Here is a 16,507-nt window from a genome sequence, read left to right on the forward strand (position 1 = left end):
CAGCGCCCCGCGCTGTTCAGGCGCTGCCGGGGGCAGCGCCGACCCGATGCGCCTGAAGGGGAGGGGCTTTGTAAGTCACAACATCCCCAGTTCCAGCTTCGCCTCGTCGCTCATCTTCTGCGGGTCCCAGGGCGGATCCCAGACCAGGTTGACCTCGGCCGTGGCGATGCCCGGCACCGCGCTCACCCGCAGCTCGACTTCGCCCGGCATCGATTCCGCGACCGGACAATGCGGCGTGGTCAGCGTCATGGTGATCGCGGCATGGCCGTTCGCGGTGATGTCGACGCCGTAGATCAGGCCCAGGTCGTAGAGATTGACCGGAATCTCCGGGTCGTAAATCTCCTTGAGCGCCTCGATCACCGCTTCGTAGAGCGGGCCGCCGGGCTCGCCAGCACCCGGCTCGACCGGCTTCTGCGAGAGGAAGCCGGAGAGATAGTCGCGCTTGCGCTCGGCGGCGGGCTCGATCGCCTCGTCGACGCGCGCCTTGGGCGGTGCCTCGACGGCATCGACTTCTTCCACCACGATCCTGCGTTCTTCGTTCATCCGAAGATCCTCGTCACCCGTTCGATTCCTCGCACGAGCGCGGCGACGTCCGCCGGCCCGTTATACACGCCGAAGCTCGCCCGCGCGGTGGCGGGGACCTCCAGCAACTCCATCAGGGGCTGAGCGCAGTGATGCCCGGCACGGATCGCGACACTGCCCTCGTCGAGGATCGTCGCGACGTCGTGCGGGTGCACACCCTCCACCGCGAAGCTGACGATCCCGGCGCTGTCCGCTGGCCCGAACAGCCGCACGCTGTTGATTCCCGACAGCGCCGCGCGCGTTTCGGTAACCAGCGCGGTTTCGCGCGCATGGATGCGGTCGAGCCCGATGCCGTCGACATAGTCGATCGCCGCATGCAGCCCGACCACGCCGACGATGTGCGGGGTGCCCGCCTCGAAGCGGCCCGGCGGGGGCGCATAGGTGGTCTTGGCAAAGCTGACCCGGTCGATCATCGATCCGCCGCCCTGATAGGGGGGCATGGCGTCGAGCAGCTCGTAGCGGCCCCACAGCACGCCGATGCCGGTCGGGCCGTAGAGCTTGTGGCCGGAGAAGACGTAGAAGTCGCAGCCCAGCTCGGCGACGTTCACCGCAAGCCGCGCGACCGCCTGGCAGCCGTCGATCAGGATCCTGGCGCCGACACCGTGCGCGAGGTCCACCGCGCGGCGCACGTCGAGAACAGAACCCAGCACGTTGGAGACATGGGCGAGCGCGACCAGCTTGTGGCGGTCGGTCAGCATCGCCGCCATCGCGTCGAGGTCGATACGGTGATCGGCGGTGAGCGGCACCACGTCGATCTGCGCGCCGATCTTCTCGGCGGCCATCTGCCACGGCACGATGTTCGAATGATGCTCCAGCGCCGAGAGCAGGATGCGGTCGCCGGCCTTCAATTGAGTCGCGGCATAGCATTGCGCCACGAGGTTGATCCCTTCGGTCGCACCGCGGACGAACACCACTTCCTCCGGCTTGCCGCCGATGAACCTGGCCACCCGCGCACGCGCCGCCTCGAAGGCGAGCGTCATGTCGGCCGAGCGCTGGTACACGCCGCGATGGACGGTGGCATAGGTCTCGCCATAGCCGCGCGCGATCGCGTCCAGCACCGGGCGCGGCTTTTGCGACGTCGCGGCGGTGTCGAGATAGGCCCAGCCGGGCGGGATCGCCGGGAAGTCGGCAAGAACATCGAGCGGGGCGGCAGTGGTCAGCACGCTCACAGCGCTGCCTCCAGCCAAGCCGCCGCATCCGCCGCGAATGCCTCGCGCACCGGCGCCTCGCCGATCCGCGCGAGCGCGTCCGCGACAAAGGCATGGGTCAGCAGCGCCTTGGCCTGCGATTCCTCGATGCCCCGGCTCTGCAGGTAGAAGAGCGCGTTGCGATCGAGTTCGCCCACGGTCGCGCCGTGCGCGCACTTCACGTCGTCAGCGAAGATTTCGAGCTCGGGCTTCAAATTCACCGTCGCGCTGCGCTGGAGCAGCAGCCCGCGCAGCGACTGTTCGCCATCGGTCTGCTGCGCCCCGCGCGCGACTTCCACCCGCGCGGCAAGGCTCGCCACCGACTGATCGGCCGCGACCGCGCGCCAGATCTGGCGCGACGTGCCTTCGATCTGCTCGTGGCGCACCGCGACCGCAGCTTCCTGCCGCTGGGTACCGCTGGTGAGCAGCGCGCCGCCCATCTCGGCGAACGCGCCCTTGCCGGTAAGCGTCAGCGCGCCGTCGATCCGGCTGCCCATGCCGCCCGCGCCGAGGAAGATCGAGACAAGGCTCGCCGCCTCGCCGATCTCCGCCTCGTCACGGATCGAGACGAAGCCGCCGGTCTGCACCAGCCGCACCGATCGCATCAGCCGCGCGCCCTTGCCGAGCGCGATCGCGGTCAGACGGTTGGCCCAGCCGGTGCCGGCAAAGGTCTCGACAACGGATGCGACGGCGTCGTCGGCGAGCAGGATGCGCGCGGGGACGTGATTCTCGCCGCCGGTGCCGATGTGGACGACCTGGATGCAGGTCGCAGCATGCTCGGAACCGAGGTGCAGCACCCAGCCCTCGCCCACCGCGAGACTGCCGAGCGGGTGATCGGTCGCGGCGATCTGCCGCGTGACTTCCACCGGGCCCGGGCGGCTATGCGCAGGCTCGAACACGCCGTCGACGAAGCACAGGCGCGGGCCGTCGATGTCGAGGAACAGGCTTGCCGGATCGACGCCCGTCGGCGCCTGTGGGGTCTCGGCGGCAGCGCGCAGCGTGTCCATGTCGGACCAGCGCCACGCCTCCGCCTTGGCCGAGGGAAGATCGAGCACGGTCACGCCGCCAGCGCTCCATAGCCTTCGCGCTCCAGCTCGAGCGCGAGTTCGGGCCCGCCCGAGCGGACGATACGACCGCCCGCCAGCACATGGACGAAGTCCGGCTGCACATAGTCGAGCAGGCGCTGGTAATGGGTGATCAGCAGCACGGCCTTGTCGGGCGCGCGCATGATGCGGTTGATGCCCTCGCCCACCGCCTTCAGCGCGTCGATGTCGAGGCCGCTGTCAGTCTCGTCGAGGATGGCGAGCTTGGGGTTCAGGATCCCCATCTGCACCATCTCGTTGCGCTTCTTCTCGCCGCCCGAAAAGCCGACATTGACCGGCCGCTTGAGCATCTCCGCATCCATGCCGAGCGCCGCCGCCTGGGCGCGCGCCAGCTTGAGGAACTCGGCGCCCGAAAGCGGGGCCTCGCCGCGGTTGCGGCGCTGGGCATTGGCCGCCTCGCGCAGGAACTGGACGTTGGACACGCCGGGGATCTCGACCGGATACTGGAAACCGAGGAACAGGCCGGCGGCCGCACGCTCGTGCGGCTCGAGTTCCAGCAGATCCTGCCCGTCGAAGGTGACGCTGCCGCTGGTCGCCTCGTAGCCGCCCCGGCCGCCGAGGACATAGCCGAGCGTCGACTTGCCGGCACCATTCGGGCCCATGATCGCATGGACCTCACCCGCATTCACGGAGAGGCTCAGGCCCTTGAGGATTTCCTTGCCGTCGACTTCGGCGTGCAGGTTCTGGATGTTCAGCATGGGGTTCAGATCGCCACGGTCACGAGAGAGAGGGTCTTGGGCGGGGTGCCCACGTCATAGGCATCGACCAGGGAGCCGTCGGGCAGCTTCCACATGATCTTGTATTGTTTGGGCGCGGTCACGCTGGCCTTGATATCGGCCTCGATCGAATCGAGCACCGGCGTCAGCTTGCGCCAGGCGCTCGGCTGATAGGGCTTGTCGTTGAGCAGCAGGCGGCCGGCCTGGAAATCGGAATCGAGGAAGTCGCGGCACTGCTTGATTGCGCTGGCGACCTTGGCCGAGCGCGCACCGGCATCCGCCGGCGCGACGCCGATCGCGCGGACGATGCAGCGCGCATGGTTGGTCGCTGCGCCGAACTGGGCCGAGCTGTCGACCGCAACGCCCGACTGGAGGGCGAAGGCAGCGGCGAGAAGAGCGTTCAACATGCACGATACTCCTGCGGGCCCGGAACGCGGCCCTGCGTCGTCCGTAGGTCAGCCGACATGAGCGCAGGCTGAGCGAAGGCAGCGGGACCGATCATCCGACCGAGCCTTCGAGCGAAATCCCGAGCAGCTTCTGCGCCTCGACCGCGAACTCCATCGGCAGCTGCTGCAGCACTTCGCGGGCAAAGCCGTTGACGATCAGCGCCACCGCCGCTTCCTGGTCCAGCCCGCGCTGGAGCGCGTAGAACAGCTGGTCGTCGCTGATCTTGCTGGTGGTCGCCTCGTGCTCGATCTGCGCGCTCGGGTTCTTCACCTCGATATAGGGCACGGTGTGCGCGCCGCACTGGTCGCCGAGCAGCAGCGAATCGCACTGGGTGAAGTTGCGGACATTCTCCGCGCTCGCCGCCACGCGGACCAGCCCGCGATAGGTGTTGTCGCTGCGCCCGGCCGAGATGCCCTTCGACACGATGGTCGAGCGGCTTCCCTTGCCCAGATGAATCATCTTGGTGCCGGTATCGGCCTGCTGGCGGTTGTTGGTGACCGCCACCGAATAGAACTCGCCGACCGAGTTCTCGCCCGCCAGCACGCAGCTGGGGTATTTCCAGGTGATCGCCGAGCCGGTCTCGACCTGGGTCCAGCTCACCTTGGAGTTGCGGCCCTGGCACAGCGCGCGCTTGGTGACGAAGTTGTAGATACCGCCCACGCCGTTCTCGTCGCCCGGATACCAGTTCTGGACGGTCGAATATTTGATCTCGGCATCGTCGAGCGCGACCAGTTCCACCACTGCGGCGTGTAGCTGGTTCTCGTCGCGCATCGGCGCGGTGCAGCCTTCGAGATAGGAGACGTACGCCCCCTTGTCGGCGACGATCAGCGTGCGTTCGAACTGGCCGGTATTCTCCGCGTTGATTCGGAAATAGGTGGACAGCTCCATCGGGCAGCGCACGCCCTCCGGCACATAGACGAAGGTGCCGTCGGAGAAGACCGCGCTGTTGAGCGTCGCGAAATAATTGTCGCGCTGCGGCACCACCTTGCCCAGCCACTTCTGGACCAGCTCGGGATACTCCCGGATCGCCTCGCTGATCGACAGGAAGATGACGCCCGCCGCCTTCAGCTCGGCGCGGAACGTGGTCGCAACGGACACCGAGTCGAACACCGCGTCGACCGCGATCTTGCGCGATCCCTCGACGCCGGCGAGCACCTTCTGCTCCTCGATCGGGATGCCGAGCTTCTCGTAGGTCCGGCGGATTTCCGGATCGAGCTCGTCGAGGCTGGCGATCGTCTTCTTCTGCTTGGGCTCGGCGTAATAATACGCGTCCTGATAGTCGATCGGCGGCACGTTAAGCTTGGCCCAGTCCGGCGCCTCCAGCGTCTGCCACAGGCGGAACGCCTTGAGCCGCCAGTCGAGCATCCATTCCGGCTCGTTCTTCTTGGCCGAGATGTAGCGAACGGTATCCTCGCTCAACCCCTTGGGCGCGAACTCCTGTTCGACGTCCGAGGCGAAGCCCCATTCGTACTTCTTGTTCGCGGCGGCGAGCGCCTCTGCATTCTTGGTGGCCATCAGAAAGATACCTGGCTTTCCCCGGCGAGCACCGGAGAAGGAGAAGAAAGGTCGGACGAGGAAGGTGCGTGCCCATGCACCGGTGCGGCGAGACCCGCAAGCGCCGGGGGCGTGCTGAGGCTGGCAAGGCTGACCTGGGCGAGCGCCGAGCGGACCGCGTCGCTCACCACGCCCCAATGCGGCTTTACCCGGCAATTGCCTTCTACGGCACAGTCATGACGGGCCGAGTCGACGCAGACGGTCAGCGCGATCGGGCCTTCAATGGCCTCGACGATATCGGCAAGGCTGATCGCAGCCGGCGGCCGGGCGAGCCTGAAGCCCCCGCCGGTACCGCGCGCGCTCTCGATCAGGCCCGCGGCAGAGAGCTTGCTCACCAGCTTCTGCACGGTGGGGAGCGGCAGCCCGGTCTCGCTCGCGAGCAGCGTCGCGTTCAGCCGACACGACGCGCCGCACTGACGCGCGGCAGCGGCCAGCATCACCACGGCATAGTCGGCAAGGCTCGAAAGACGCATCGACTCCCAATCGGACAAAGTTGATCCGATTGGGCATGTGGGCTCAGCGGCCGCTCAGGTCAACTGTCTCGGGGATCACATCGGGGAGAAAGTGGAACTTCTCGTTTTCCAGCGTTACCGCCAGCACCGGATCGATACCGTCGCGCAGCGAGCGCGGCGTATGGCCGGTGAAGTGCTTGATCTCGTTGATCATGTGCGACTGGTCGGCAAAGGGCGCCATCACCTCGTCGAGCGATGCCCCCTTGCGGATGCGCATCGCCGCGCCGATCGCGCGGAACTTGCGGCGAAGATGGTTGGGCGGGCCGGCGAAATACTCCTTGCACAGCCGCTGCACCTGGCGCTGACCCATGCCGGTTTCGGTTTCCATCGCCTCGTAGAGCGAGTCGATCGTCGGATCGCCGCCCGCCGCCCACTCCCGCACGATCCGCAGGAAGGCGAGATGCGCTTTCGGGATACGCCGCGCCGAATCGAGGCGGCGGAGCAGCAGCGGCTCGATCGCGGCCACCATCTCCTCCAGCGTGTTCAGCGTGCAAAGCCGGGCATGCAGGTCGAGGATCTCGGGTCCGAACAGATCGGCGGCATCGACCAGCCGGTCCGCCACCTCATTTGCCGGGCGACCGATCAGCGTGCGCCAGCCGATTCCGCGCAGCGACAGGCCGAAGCACCGGAAAGGTCCATCGATATGATAGGTCCAGTGCGCGGTGCCGGGACCGGTCACCATCACCGGCATCGTCGTTTCAACGTGACCGTCCGGAAAGGTAACGCTGCCCTTGCCGTCGAGGAAGAAGCGCCACTGGCCAAGATCGACCCGCTCCACCCCGTCGATCACCGAACGATCGACATGGCAGAGGTAGAAGCTCTCCACATGGGGGATCAGCCGGCCGACGGACGGCAGGAACTGAATGTCGAAAAGTGGAGGCATGCCGTCGCGGTCGATCACCACGACTGGGTCCGCCAAGGCGCCACGCATGCGAAGCTTGTTTCCCCTGTGCTTCGGTTCGTCACACAGCAGGAGCAGGTCTTTGCCAGAATCGCAACGGAAAAGTGGCCCGGCCAGTCGCCCGGCCGGGCCAGAAGGAAAGGGTTCCCCCCGTTAAGCGGAACCCCTCGGGTCGCATCGCCTCTCTACCCGAATCGGGAGCCCCGGTATTGTACGGAATCGACATTCCGCACTTTGACGACGTTTGCAGCGCGTTGCATGGGCAAGTTCATGAGCAATTTTCTTCGCCAAATGGCCTATTCGATCGACCCGGAACGCGCCCATCGCGGCGCGATTCGCACGCTCGGGGCGTGGGGCGCGATCCGCACGCCGTTTGGCGGCGGTCCTGAATCGGCGACGCCGGTCACACTGGCCGGGCTTACCTTCCCGAACCGGGTCGGTCTTGCGGCGGGGCTCGACAAGGACGCCGAAGCGATTGCGGGGCTATTCGGCCTGGGCTTCGGCGCGGTCGAGGTCGGCACGCTTACACCGCGCGCCCAGCCCGGCAATCCCCGCCCCCGCCTGTTCCGGTTGGTCGAGGACGAGGCGGTGATCAATCGTATGGGCTTCAACAATGGCGGCATCGACGCGGCACTCGCGCGAATCGCCCGGCTGTCGCCCAGGCAGCGCCCCGGCATGCTCGGAATCAATGTCGGCGCGAACAAAGATTCGACCGACCGCGTCGCCGACTATGCGCTGGGAGTCACCAAGGCCGCGCCGCTCGCCGACTATATCACGATCAACGTCAGCTCGCCCAACACGCCGGGTCTGCGCGACCTGCAATCGCGACCGGCGCTCGACGAACTGCTCGCGGCGGCAGATGCAGCTCGCGGTACCACGCCGCTGTTCCTCAAGGTCGCCCCCGATCTCGACCGGACCGGGCTGGAAGGCGCGGTTCGTGCGGCGATCGACCATCATGTCGATGCGCTGATCGTTTCCAACACCACCATCTCGCGCCCGCCGCTCGCGTCCTCCCAGAGGGGCGAGGCCGGCGGTCTCTCGGGCAAGCCGCTCAAGGCGCTCGCCCGCGCCAAGCTGATCGAGGCGCGGGAACTCTCGGGCGGGCAATTGCCGCTGATCTCGGCCGGCGGCATCGACGGGCCGGATGAGGCGAAGCGCCGCATCGACGCAGGGGCGGTGCTGGTGCAGATCTACTCGGCGCTGGTCTATCGCGGCCCCGGACTGGCACGCGCCATCGCGCGCGCCCTCGCCTGACGGCTTGCCTCCCGGGCAAAGCGCGCTACCCCTAGGCCGATGAAGAAAACGGCCGCGTTGTTCCTTGCCCTGTTCGCCCCGCTCCTCGCCCATGCCCAGGGCATGGTGAGTGCGGCCGATCCGCGCGCCGCCGCGGCGGGCGTGGAGATCCTGCGCGAAGGCGGCAGCGCCACCGATGCCGCGATCGCGACGATGCTCGCGCTCGGCGTGGTCGAGCCGCAGAGCTCGGGGCTGGGCGGCGGCAGCTTCCTGGTGCTGTACGACGCGAAGACCCGCGCCACCACCACGGTGGACGGCCGCGAGACCGCCCCGATGGCTGCCGACGATCACTGGTTCTACGATGCCGCGGGCAAGCCGCTCGGCCGGTCCGCGGCGGTGCCGGGCGGGCGCAGCGTCGGCGTGCCGGGCGCGATCCGTGCGATGGCGCTGGCGCACCGCACATCGGGCAAGCTCGCTTGGGCGAAGCTGTTCGCCCCCGCGATCCGCCTTGCCCGCGACGGGTTCGAGGTGACGCCGCGGCTCAACAATTCGCTCACCCAATTCTCGGGCCATGTCGATCCCGTCTATCGGGCCATCTTCGCCGGCGCCGACGGCAAGCCGCTGCCCGCCGGCAGCGTGGTGCGCAATCCCGAGCAGGCAGCCCTGCTGGAGCGCATCGCCACCCAGGGCCCGGACAGCTTCTATGTCGGCCCGCAAGCGGCGAAGATCGTCGCCACGGTCAACGGCGCCGCGCGCAACCCGTCGAAAATGACCGTGGGCGACCTCGCCGCCTATGACGCCAAGGTGCGGCCGGTGCTGTGCGGGCGCTATCGTGGCTACAAGGTTTGCTCGATGGGTCCGCCCTCATCGGGCGGCGTGACCGTGCTGATGATCCTGGCGCAGCTCGAGCGGTTCGACATGGCCAGGCTGGGCAAGGATTCGGCCACCGCCTGGCATCTGTTCGCGGAAAGCTCGCGCCTCGCCTATGCCGATCGCGACCTGTACCTCGGCGATCCCGACTTCGTGTCGGTGCCGCTCCAGGGCCTGCTCGATCGCCGTTATATCGCCAGCCGCTCCAAGCTGATCGACCCCGCCCGGACGATGTCCAGCATCGCCGCCGGCACGCCACCGGGCGCGCCGAAGCGCGTGCTCGCCAAGGTGCAGGAAGTCGCCGGCACCACCGATCTGGCGGTAACCGACGGCACCGGCAATGTCGTGGAAGTGACGACGACCGTCGAAGGACCGTTCGGTTCGGGCCTGACGGTGGACGGCGCGATCCTCAACAACCAGCTCACCGATTTCGACTTCGTGCCCGTGAAGGACGGCTACCGCGTCGCCAACCGCGTGGAGGGCGGCAAGCGGCCGCGCAGCTCGATGGCGCCGACGATCGTGTTCGGCCCGGACGGCAACGTGCGCCTTGCAGTGGGCGCGGCAGGCGGCTCGACGATCATCGCGCAGGTCGCCAAGGCGATCGTCGGCGTGATCGACTGGAAGCTTTCTGCGCAGGACGCGATCGGCCTCGGCCTGCTCTACGCGCCCGCCAAGGGCGGCATCGCCGAGCAGAACACCCAGCTCGATGCGCTGCTGCCGGCGCTACGGGCACTCGGCGAGGATCTCCGCCCCGCCCCGCTCGGCCTGAAGGCCAATGCGATCGAGCGGGTGGGCGGCCGCTGGGTCGGCGCCGCCGATCCGCGCAGCGAGGGCGTGGCAATGGATCAGGACGGCACGATAACGGTTATCCGGCGGGTGGGCATGAAGCCCAACCGCCCCTCGGAATGACGCGGGACGATCGCAGGACAGAAAGCGGCGACCGCAGGGGAGAGAGAATGCGCAAGCTCGAACGGTTTGAAAATCTGGTGGCGATGTTCTTCACGCGCGCCGCGGAGAAGGGCGAGGCGCCGTTCCTTTGGCACAAGGCGGGCGGGAAATGGCACCCGACCAGCTGGGCCGAAGCGGCCGCCCAGGTTGCCAGCCTCGCCACCGCGCTCAAGGCGCTCGGGCTGAAGCCCGGCGACCGGGTCATGCTGGTCAGCGAGAATCGCCCCGAATTCTGCATCAGCGACCTCGCCATCATGGCCGCGGGCTGCGTTACCGTCCCCACCTACACCACCAACACCGAGCGCGATCACCAGCACATCCTAGAGAATTCGGGCGCCTGCGCGGTGATCGTGTCGAACACCAAGCTGGCCAAGACGCTGCTGCCGGCGATGCTGCGTTCCTCGGCCGGCCGCATCGTCATCGGCATCGACGATGTCCGCCTCGCCCAGCACGGCACGCTGGAGGTCCACGACTTCCGCGAACTGATCGCCGCCCATCCCACCGATGCCGCCAGCGCCGCCGCCGAGGCGACCTTCCGCCGCGAGGACCTTGCCTGCATCATCTACACCAGCGGCACCGGCGGATCGCCCCGCGGGGTGATGCAGCATCACGGCGCCATCCTGCACAATTGCCAGGGCTGCGTGACCGTGATCTCGGAGGATTTCGGCTGGGAGGACGAGGTATTCCTCTCCTTCCTCCCCCTCTCCCACGCCTATGAACATACCGGCGGGCAGTTCTTCCCGATCGCGCTGGGCGGGCAGATCTACTATTCGGAAGGCTTGGAAAAGCTCGCCTCGAACATCGAAGAGGTGCGCCCGACCATCATGGTGGTGGTCCCCCGCCTGTTCGAGGTGCTGCGCACCCGCATCACCAAGCAGGTGGAAAAGCAGGGCGCCGTCGCCAGCTACCTGCTCGAAAAGGCGGTGGCGATCGGCGGCCGCAAGGCGGCGGGCAAATCCGGCCTGCGCGACGCGCCGATGAACCTGCTGCTCGGCGCCACGCTGCGGCCGAAGCTGGCCAAGCGCTTCGGCGGGCGGATCAAGGCGCTGGTCTCGGGCGGCGCGCCGCTCAACCCCGAGGTCGGCATCTTCTTCGAATCGCTCGGCCTGACCTTCCTCCAGGGCTATGGCCAGACCGAGGCGGCGCCGGTGATCTCGTGCAACCGGCCTGCCGCCGGCCTGAAGATGGACACGGTGGGCCCGCCGCTCGAGGGCGTGGAAGTGAAGATCGCCGAGGATGGCGAGATTCTGGTGCGCGGCGAGCTGGTGATGCACGGCTATTGGCGCAACGAAGCCGAGACCGAGCGGGTGCTGAAGAACGGCTGGCTCCACACCGGCGACATCGGGGAGATCGATGCGAAAGGCCGCATCAAGATCACCGATCGCAAGAAGGACATCATCGTCAACGACAAGGGCGACAATGTCTCGCCCCAGAAGATCGAGGGCATGCTGACGCTGCAGCCCGAGATCCTGCAGGCGATGATTTATGGCGACAAGCGGCCCTACATGACCGCGGTGATCGTGCCCGATCCCGAATGGGTGCAGGAATTCTGCGCGAAGACCGCGACGCCCTGCAAGTTCCGCAACCTCTCCCGTGACGCCGACTTCAAGGCGACGATCGGCGCGGCGGTGGAGCGGGTGAACCGCGATCTCTCGGTGATCGAGCGGGTGCGCAAGTTCATCCTCGCCGACGAGGCGTTCACCATCGAGAACGAACAGCTGACGCCGAGCATGAAGATCCGCCGGCACGTGCTGAAGGCGGTCTATGCGGAGCGGCTGGACACGCTGTACTGAAAAGATCCTCCCCGTTCCGGGGGAGGATCCAGGCCTTACTTCGCCGTCTTCTCCGGCACCACCACCATGGTCCAGTCCTTGTCCGGGCGCAGATACTTGGCGGCGAGCGCCTGCAGCTCCGCCGGGGTGGTCGCCGCATAGTCCTTGGCCAGGCTGCGCATGCCCGCGATCCGTGCGGGATCCTGGGTGCCGCCCTCGACCAGGTTCATCCAGAACATGTTGCCGCTCGACATGCGCAGCAGCTGCTGCTTGAGCGGGGTGAGCGCGCGGTTGAGCTCGTCGGCGTCGATCGGCTTCGCCACCAGGTCCGCCGCGATGGCGCGGGCGAGCTTGAAGAAGAAGTCGGTCTTGTCCGGGGGCAGCAGGCCCAGCCCGACGATCTTGCCGCCTGCCGGCAAGCCCAGCGGCCAGTCGCTCATCACGCTGGGCGAATAGCTGACGCCCGCCTGGATGCGCAGCTGCTCGATCAGCCGGTCGCGGAACACCGCGGTCAGAATCTCTAGCTTGCGGCTCTCGGCGAGGCCGGCGCTGCCGCCGCCCGTCGGCCAGGCGATCACCGCCGCGGCCTGATCCACCGCCCCGGTGTGCGTGCGCACCACCGGCGACGTCACATGCGCCGGGAAGCGCACCGTGGCGCCGCTTTCCTTGCCGCCCGCGCGCGGCTTGAGCGCGCCGAAGCTCGCCGCCACCGCCTGCACCGTCGCATCGGCATCCATGTCGCCGAAGATCTCGACCTCGATCGGGCCGGTCTGGAGGATCGGCTCCCAGAAGGCGCGAAACGCCTGCGGGGTGAGCGCGGCCACTTCCTCGCGGCTGGGCACGCCCCAGCGCGGGTCGCCGTCATGCAGCAGCAGGTCGAGGTCGCGGCCGAGCACCGCGTCGGGCGAGGCCGAGAGGCCGGCGTACGACGCCAGTGTCGCCGCCTTGGCGCGGGTGATCGGGTTGGGATCCCAGCCGGGTGCCGCCAGCTTGGTGGCGAACAGGCGGAGCTGGTCGGCCAGATCCTCCTTGTTGGTCTGCGCCTGGAAGACGAAGGCGTCTTCCTCGATGTCGAAGCCGAGGCCGATCTGGCGATTGCCGGTCAGCGCGTCGAGCTCTTCCTGGCCGAACTTGCCGATGCCGCTGGCCATCAGCGCGGTCTTGCCCGCCCATGCCGGCACGCGGCGATCGCCCGGCAGCGCCCGCAGGCCGCGGCCGAAGCGGATGTTGACCCACACCTTGCCGGTTTCGGACTGGTCCTGCCGCATCAGCAGCTTGACCCCATTGGCATAGGTGACCTCGTCGATCGCGATGTCCGGGTCGACGCGCGTGCGCGAAACCACCTTGCCCGGCGCACCGATGCGCGGCAGCTGATCGAACTTCACGTTGAGCGTGCGCCGCTTCATCGCCGCCGCCTTGACGTCGGCCTGGAGCGCGGTGGTCACCTTGCGGACCACATCGGGATCGGGGGCATGGGTGTTGACCAGCGCGCGCGTTGCGGTGCCTTCGAACACCTTCTTGGCCGAGGCCTGCACGGCAGCCGGCGTGAACATGCGCGCGGCGATCGCACCCTTGAAGATGGCGTAGGACGCCTCGGGCGTGGTCACCGTCTCGTTGATGTCGACGGCCTGGACGAGATCGTCCGCGAGCGACACGGCGGACTCGACCGGCGCGGTGGAGATGCGGTTGCGCATCACCGCGTCGATCTCGCCCAGCTCGCGATCGATCTCCGCCTGGGTCGGCGGCGCGGCCATCAGCTCGGCGGCGGTGGCGCGCACGTCGCGCAGCGCGCTTTCCCAATCGTCGCCGGTCGGCAGCACGGTGAGCGTGGTGACGTTGGCCGAGCGGGCGATGTCGTCGAGATCGGCGCCCGCCGCGATGAACGACGCACCCGAACGCGCCCGCGATTCGAGGCGACGGTTGAGAATGCGGATCGCCACCATGTCGATCATGCGCTTCTGGTTGAAGATCACCGTGTCGGCATAGACCGTCCAGGGCCGCACGATCGCCATCATCGCCACCGGCTGCAGCGCCGGCTCGACGATGCTGGCCGCGATCGGGTGACCGGTTTCGGGCTTGCCGAAGTCCGGGGTCTTGGGCGGGTCGCTTTTGCCCTGCCAGCCCGCGAAATACTTGTTGATCAGCGCCTCGAGGATCGCGGGGTCGACGTCGCCGATCGCGATCACCGTGGCGCGCTCGGGGCGGTACCAGCGGTCGTGGAAGGCCTGCACGCTCTCGGGCGTGGCCGCGTTGAGCGCCTCCACCGTGCCGATCGGTTCGCGATCGGCGATCAGCTGGCCGGCGAACATCAGCTGGTAGAGCGCATCCTGCATCCGCTTCTGCGGCGCGGGCTGCTCGCGGCCCTCGGCCAGCACCACCGGCCGCTCGGCGTTGAGCGAGGCGGCGGTGATCGCCGGATTGGCCATCATGCCGGAGAGAATCTTGAAGCTCTCGTCCAGCCCCTCGGGCGTCGCGTTGGGCAGGTCCAGCTTGTAGGTGGTGCTGATGAACGTCGTGGCGGCGTTGCTGTCGGAGCCGAAGGTGACGCCGAGGCGCTGCCAGATCCGCTTCGAATCGCCGTCCGGCACATAGGTCGAGCCGCGGAAGCTGAGATGTTCGAGCAGATGGGCGAAGCCGCGTTCCGAATCGCGCTCCATCAGCGAGCCGGCGTCGATCCGCACGCGGATCGAGATCTGCCCCGGCGGCACCCCGTTCTTGCGGACCGCATAGCGCACGCCGTTGGAAAGCCGCCCGAACTTCCACTTGTCGTCATGGACGAGGTCGCTGCCCTTGTAGAGCCAGGGATCCTCGGCGGTCTGGACCCCCTCGGGGCGTCCCTGCGCCAGCACGGGTGCCGGAAGCATGGGAGTCGCGAATGCGAGGAGAAGCAGGGCGAAGCGCGGCGTGCGCGGACGTGAGAACATGAAGCCCTTTCTAGAGGCGAGGTTGCCGCCATGCCACCGGCAACCTTTCTGCCGGATGTACGCCACAAGAATCCATGGACGCGCCATGTTTTGGACCCAAGTGACGGCCTAGACCGGTCGCAGAGATTGTTGCGTTGCAGCACCGAAGTCCGGGCCCAACGCGAAGGTTGCGGGGAAGTTGCGCGTGGACATCGCCACCAGCGAGGTACCGATCGGGCTGCCGGACGACAGGGTCGCCGCAGTCGAATCGCCCAGCCGTCCCCGCCCGTTGCTGCTGCGCTGGGGCAAGCATCTGCGCGGCACCTTCGACCGACTCATCGCTGCCTCTTCGCTGGTACCCAACACGCCGGTGCTCGACATGCGGGCCTTCGCCTGGACCGCGCTGCTCCGCGCCGACTGGGAAACGATCCGCGACGAGGCGCTGGCGGCGATCGGCACCCAGCCGGGCGCGCCCTCGCTCGCGGCGATCTCGCCCGATCACCGCGCCATCGCGCCGCTCGGCAAATGGCGCAGCCTGTTCCTCTGTGGCTATGGCTATCGAGTCGACGAAAATCTGGCGCGCTGCCCCCACACTTCGCAACTGATCGAGCAGATCCCCGGCCTCAACAGCGCGATCTTCTCGATCCTCGCGCCGGGCACGCACATCCCGGCGCATCGCGGCGTCACCAAGGGGCTGATCACCTGCCATCTGGGGCTGGTTGTGCCGCGCGACGGCGATGTGCGGATGCGAATCGGCAACCGCACGGTGCGCTGGGCCGAGGGCGAGACCCTGGTGTTCGACGACACCTATGACCATGAGGTGTGGAACGACAGCGCCCATACCCGCATCGTGCTGCTGATCCAGTTCCGGCGCCCCTTGCGCAATCCTGGTCGCTGGATCGCCGACACGCTGATTGCCGTGCTCCGCCGGTCGGCCTTCGTGCAGGAAGCGCGGACGAACCTGCGGCGCTGGCACAGGGGTGAGAGCCTGGCCGACGCCTGACATTTGCCGCGTTGTCGCGCGCCGGACCAACGGCTAGGTCATGGCCATGCCACGCCCTTTTCACCTCGCCTTCCCGGTCCATGACCTGGCCGCCGCCCGTACCTTTTACGGCGAGGTGCTCGGCTGCCCGGAGGGGCGCTCCTCCCCGCAGTGGATCGACTTCGACCTGTTCGGCCACCAGATCGTCGCGCATCTCGATCCCGCCGCGAAACCCGTCGCCAGCTCGAACGCGGTCGACGGCCATGACGTGCCCGTGCCGCATTTCGGCGTTGTGCTGACGATGGAGGACTGGCGCGCCCTCGCCGCGCGAGTGGAAGCCGCCGGCATTCCCTTCGGCATCGCCCCGCACATCCGCTTCCAGGGCCAGGTGGGCGAGCAGGCGACGATGTTCTTCCGCGACCCCAGCGGCAACGCGCTCGAATTCAAGGCGTTTGCCGACGACTCGATGTTGTTCGCCAAATGATGTCGCAGACCATCACGCTCGACATCCCCCACCAGCTCGGCCGTGCTGGTGCGCGGGCGCGGATCGAGTCGAAGATCGGCCGTCTGGCGGACAAGATCCCCGGCGGCGGCACCGTCGAGCATCGCTGGGAGGGCGACAGCCTCCACTTCACCGTGACGGCGATGGGCCAGCAGGTCGCCAGCCGACTCGACGTGGCAGAAAGCATCGTCCACGCCGAAGTGGCGCTTCCCGGCATGCTCGGCCTGTTCGCCGGCAAGGTGCGCGAGATGCTGGAGAAGGAAGGCCCCCGCCTGCTCGGCTGAGGGCCCGGCGG

15 protein-coding genes are annotated in these 16,507 nt (G+C 67.8%); 6 read left to right on the forward strand and 9 right to left on the reverse strand.

From position 1 onward, the window contains the following. Window positions 1-75 precede the first annotated feature (75 nt). The 8 genes from KK7_RS0106900 to KK7_RS0106935 all read right to left on the reverse strand — a co-directional run bounded on the left by KK7_RS0106900 (window position 76) and on the right by KK7_RS0106935 (window position 7,020). Window positions 76-543 (reverse strand): SUF system Fe-S cluster assembly protein, encoded by a 468-nt coding sequence (locus KK7_RS0106900; protein WP_010543908.1) that lies wholly within the window; start codon window positions 541-543, stop codon window positions 76-78. Continuing rightward, window positions 540-1,745, reverse strand: coding sequence for a cysteine desulfurase (locus KK7_RS0106905; protein WP_086011754.1), 1,206 nt, complete (start codon window positions 1,743-1,745; stop codon window positions 540-542). The genes KK7_RS0106900 and KK7_RS0106905 overlap by 4 nt, the downstream gene beginning before the upstream one ends. Before the next feature lie 2 nt (window positions 1,746-1,747). Beyond that, window positions 1,748-2,830, reverse strand: a complete 1,083-nt coding sequence (locus tag KK7_RS0106910; protein WP_010543910.1) for a SufD family Fe-S cluster assembly protein — start codon at window positions 2,828-2,830, stop codon at window positions 1,748-1,750. Next, on the reverse strand, window positions 2,827-3,570 hold the full coding sequence (sufC, locus tag KK7_RS0106915) for a Fe-S cluster assembly ATPase SufC (RefSeq protein WP_010543911.1): 744 nt from the start codon (window positions 3,568-3,570) through the stop codon (window positions 2,827-2,829). The genes KK7_RS0106910 and sufC overlap by 4 nt, the downstream gene beginning before the upstream one ends. A 5-nt stretch (window positions 3,571-3,575) precedes the next feature. Continuing rightward, complete coding sequence (locus tag KK7_RS0106920) at window positions 3,576-3,995, reverse strand: hypothetical protein (RefSeq protein WP_010543912.1); 420 nt, start codon at window positions 3,993-3,995, stop codon at window positions 3,576-3,578. A 91-nt stretch (window positions 3,996-4,086) separates the two neighbouring features. Next, entirely contained in the window at window positions 4,087-5,550 is a 1,464-nt protein-coding gene (gene sufB / locus KK7_RS0106925) for a Fe-S cluster assembly protein SufB (RefSeq protein WP_010543913.1), read from the reverse strand. After that, window positions 5,550-6,062, reverse strand: coding sequence for an SUF system Fe-S cluster assembly regulator (locus KK7_RS0106930; RefSeq protein WP_010543914.1), 513 nt, complete (start codon window positions 6,060-6,062; stop codon window positions 5,550-5,552). Before KK7_RS0106930 ends, sufB begins: the two co-directional genes overlap by 1 nt. A 43-nt stretch (window positions 6,063-6,105) precedes the next feature. Further along, on the reverse strand, window positions 6,106-7,020 hold the full coding sequence (locus KK7_RS0106935) for an AraC family transcriptional regulator (RefSeq protein ID WP_237709152.1): 915 nt from the start codon (window positions 7,018-7,020) through the stop codon (window positions 6,106-6,108). A gap of 252 nt (window positions 7,021-7,272) precedes the next feature. Here KK7_RS0106935 and KK7_RS0106940 point away from each other — a divergent pair, with 252 nt between their 5' ends. From KK7_RS0106940 to KK7_RS0106950, 3 genes are read left to right on the forward strand one after another with little or no spacing between them, the layout of a single operon-like run. Further along, on the forward strand, window positions 7,273-8,256 hold the full coding sequence (locus KK7_RS0106940; RefSeq protein WP_100207531.1) for a quinone-dependent dihydroorotate dehydrogenase: 984 nt from the start codon (window positions 7,273-7,275) through the stop codon (window positions 8,254-8,256). Between the two features lie 39 nt (window positions 8,257-8,295). Next, window positions 8,296-10,014 carry a gamma-glutamyltransferase gene (gene ggt, locus KK7_RS0106945; protein WP_029622986.1) on the forward strand — a complete coding sequence of 573 codons (1,719 nt, stop codon included), beginning with the start codon at window positions 8,296-8,298 and terminating at the stop codon, window positions 10,012-10,014. 47 nt (window positions 10,015-10,061) lie between these two features. Beyond that, a complete protein-coding gene (locus KK7_RS0106950; protein WP_010543918.1) occupies window positions 10,062-11,846 on the forward strand; it encodes an AMP-dependent synthetase/ligase in 1,785 nt (594 codons plus the stop codon). Window positions 11,847-11,881: 35 nt separating this feature from the next. Here the strand turns inward: KK7_RS0106950 and KK7_RS0106955 are convergent, their stop codons facing one another. Next, window positions 11,882-14,689: a M16 family metallopeptidase gene (locus KK7_RS0106955; protein ID WP_237709153.1), complete on the reverse strand. Its 2,808-nt coding sequence runs from the start codon at window positions 14,687-14,689 to the stop codon at window positions 11,882-11,884. Window positions 14,690-14,933: 244 nt separating this feature from the next. On the opposite strand from KK7_RS0106955, the gene KK7_RS20275 reads away from it, so the two are divergent. Genes KK7_RS20275 through KK7_RS0106970 form a run of 3 tightly spaced genes read left to right on the forward strand, consistent with a single transcriptional unit; the run spans window position 14,934 to window position 16,496 of the window. Then, on the forward strand, window positions 14,934-15,731 hold the full coding sequence (locus tag KK7_RS20275; RefSeq protein ID WP_010543920.1) for an aspartyl/asparaginyl beta-hydroxylase domain-containing protein: 798 nt from the start codon (window positions 14,934-14,936) through the stop codon (window positions 15,729-15,731). 46 nt (window positions 15,732-15,777) lie between these two features. After that, on the forward strand, window positions 15,778-16,194 hold the full coding sequence (locus tag KK7_RS0106965) for a VOC family protein (protein ID WP_029622989.1): 417 nt from the start codon (window positions 15,778-15,780) through the stop codon (window positions 16,192-16,194). Then, on the forward strand, window positions 16,194-16,496 hold the full coding sequence (locus KK7_RS0106970; RefSeq protein WP_029622990.1) for a polyhydroxyalkanoic acid system family protein: 303 nt from the start codon (window positions 16,194-16,196) through the stop codon (window positions 16,494-16,496). Before KK7_RS0106965 ends, KK7_RS0106970 begins: the two co-directional genes overlap by 1 nt. Window positions 16,497-16,507: the final 11 nt, after the last annotated feature.

This window comes from Sphingomonas elodea ATCC 31461, from assembly GCF_000226955.1.
Classification (GTDB): domain Bacteria; phylum Pseudomonadota; class Alphaproteobacteria; order Sphingomonadales; family Sphingomonadaceae; genus Sphingomonas; species Sphingomonas elodea.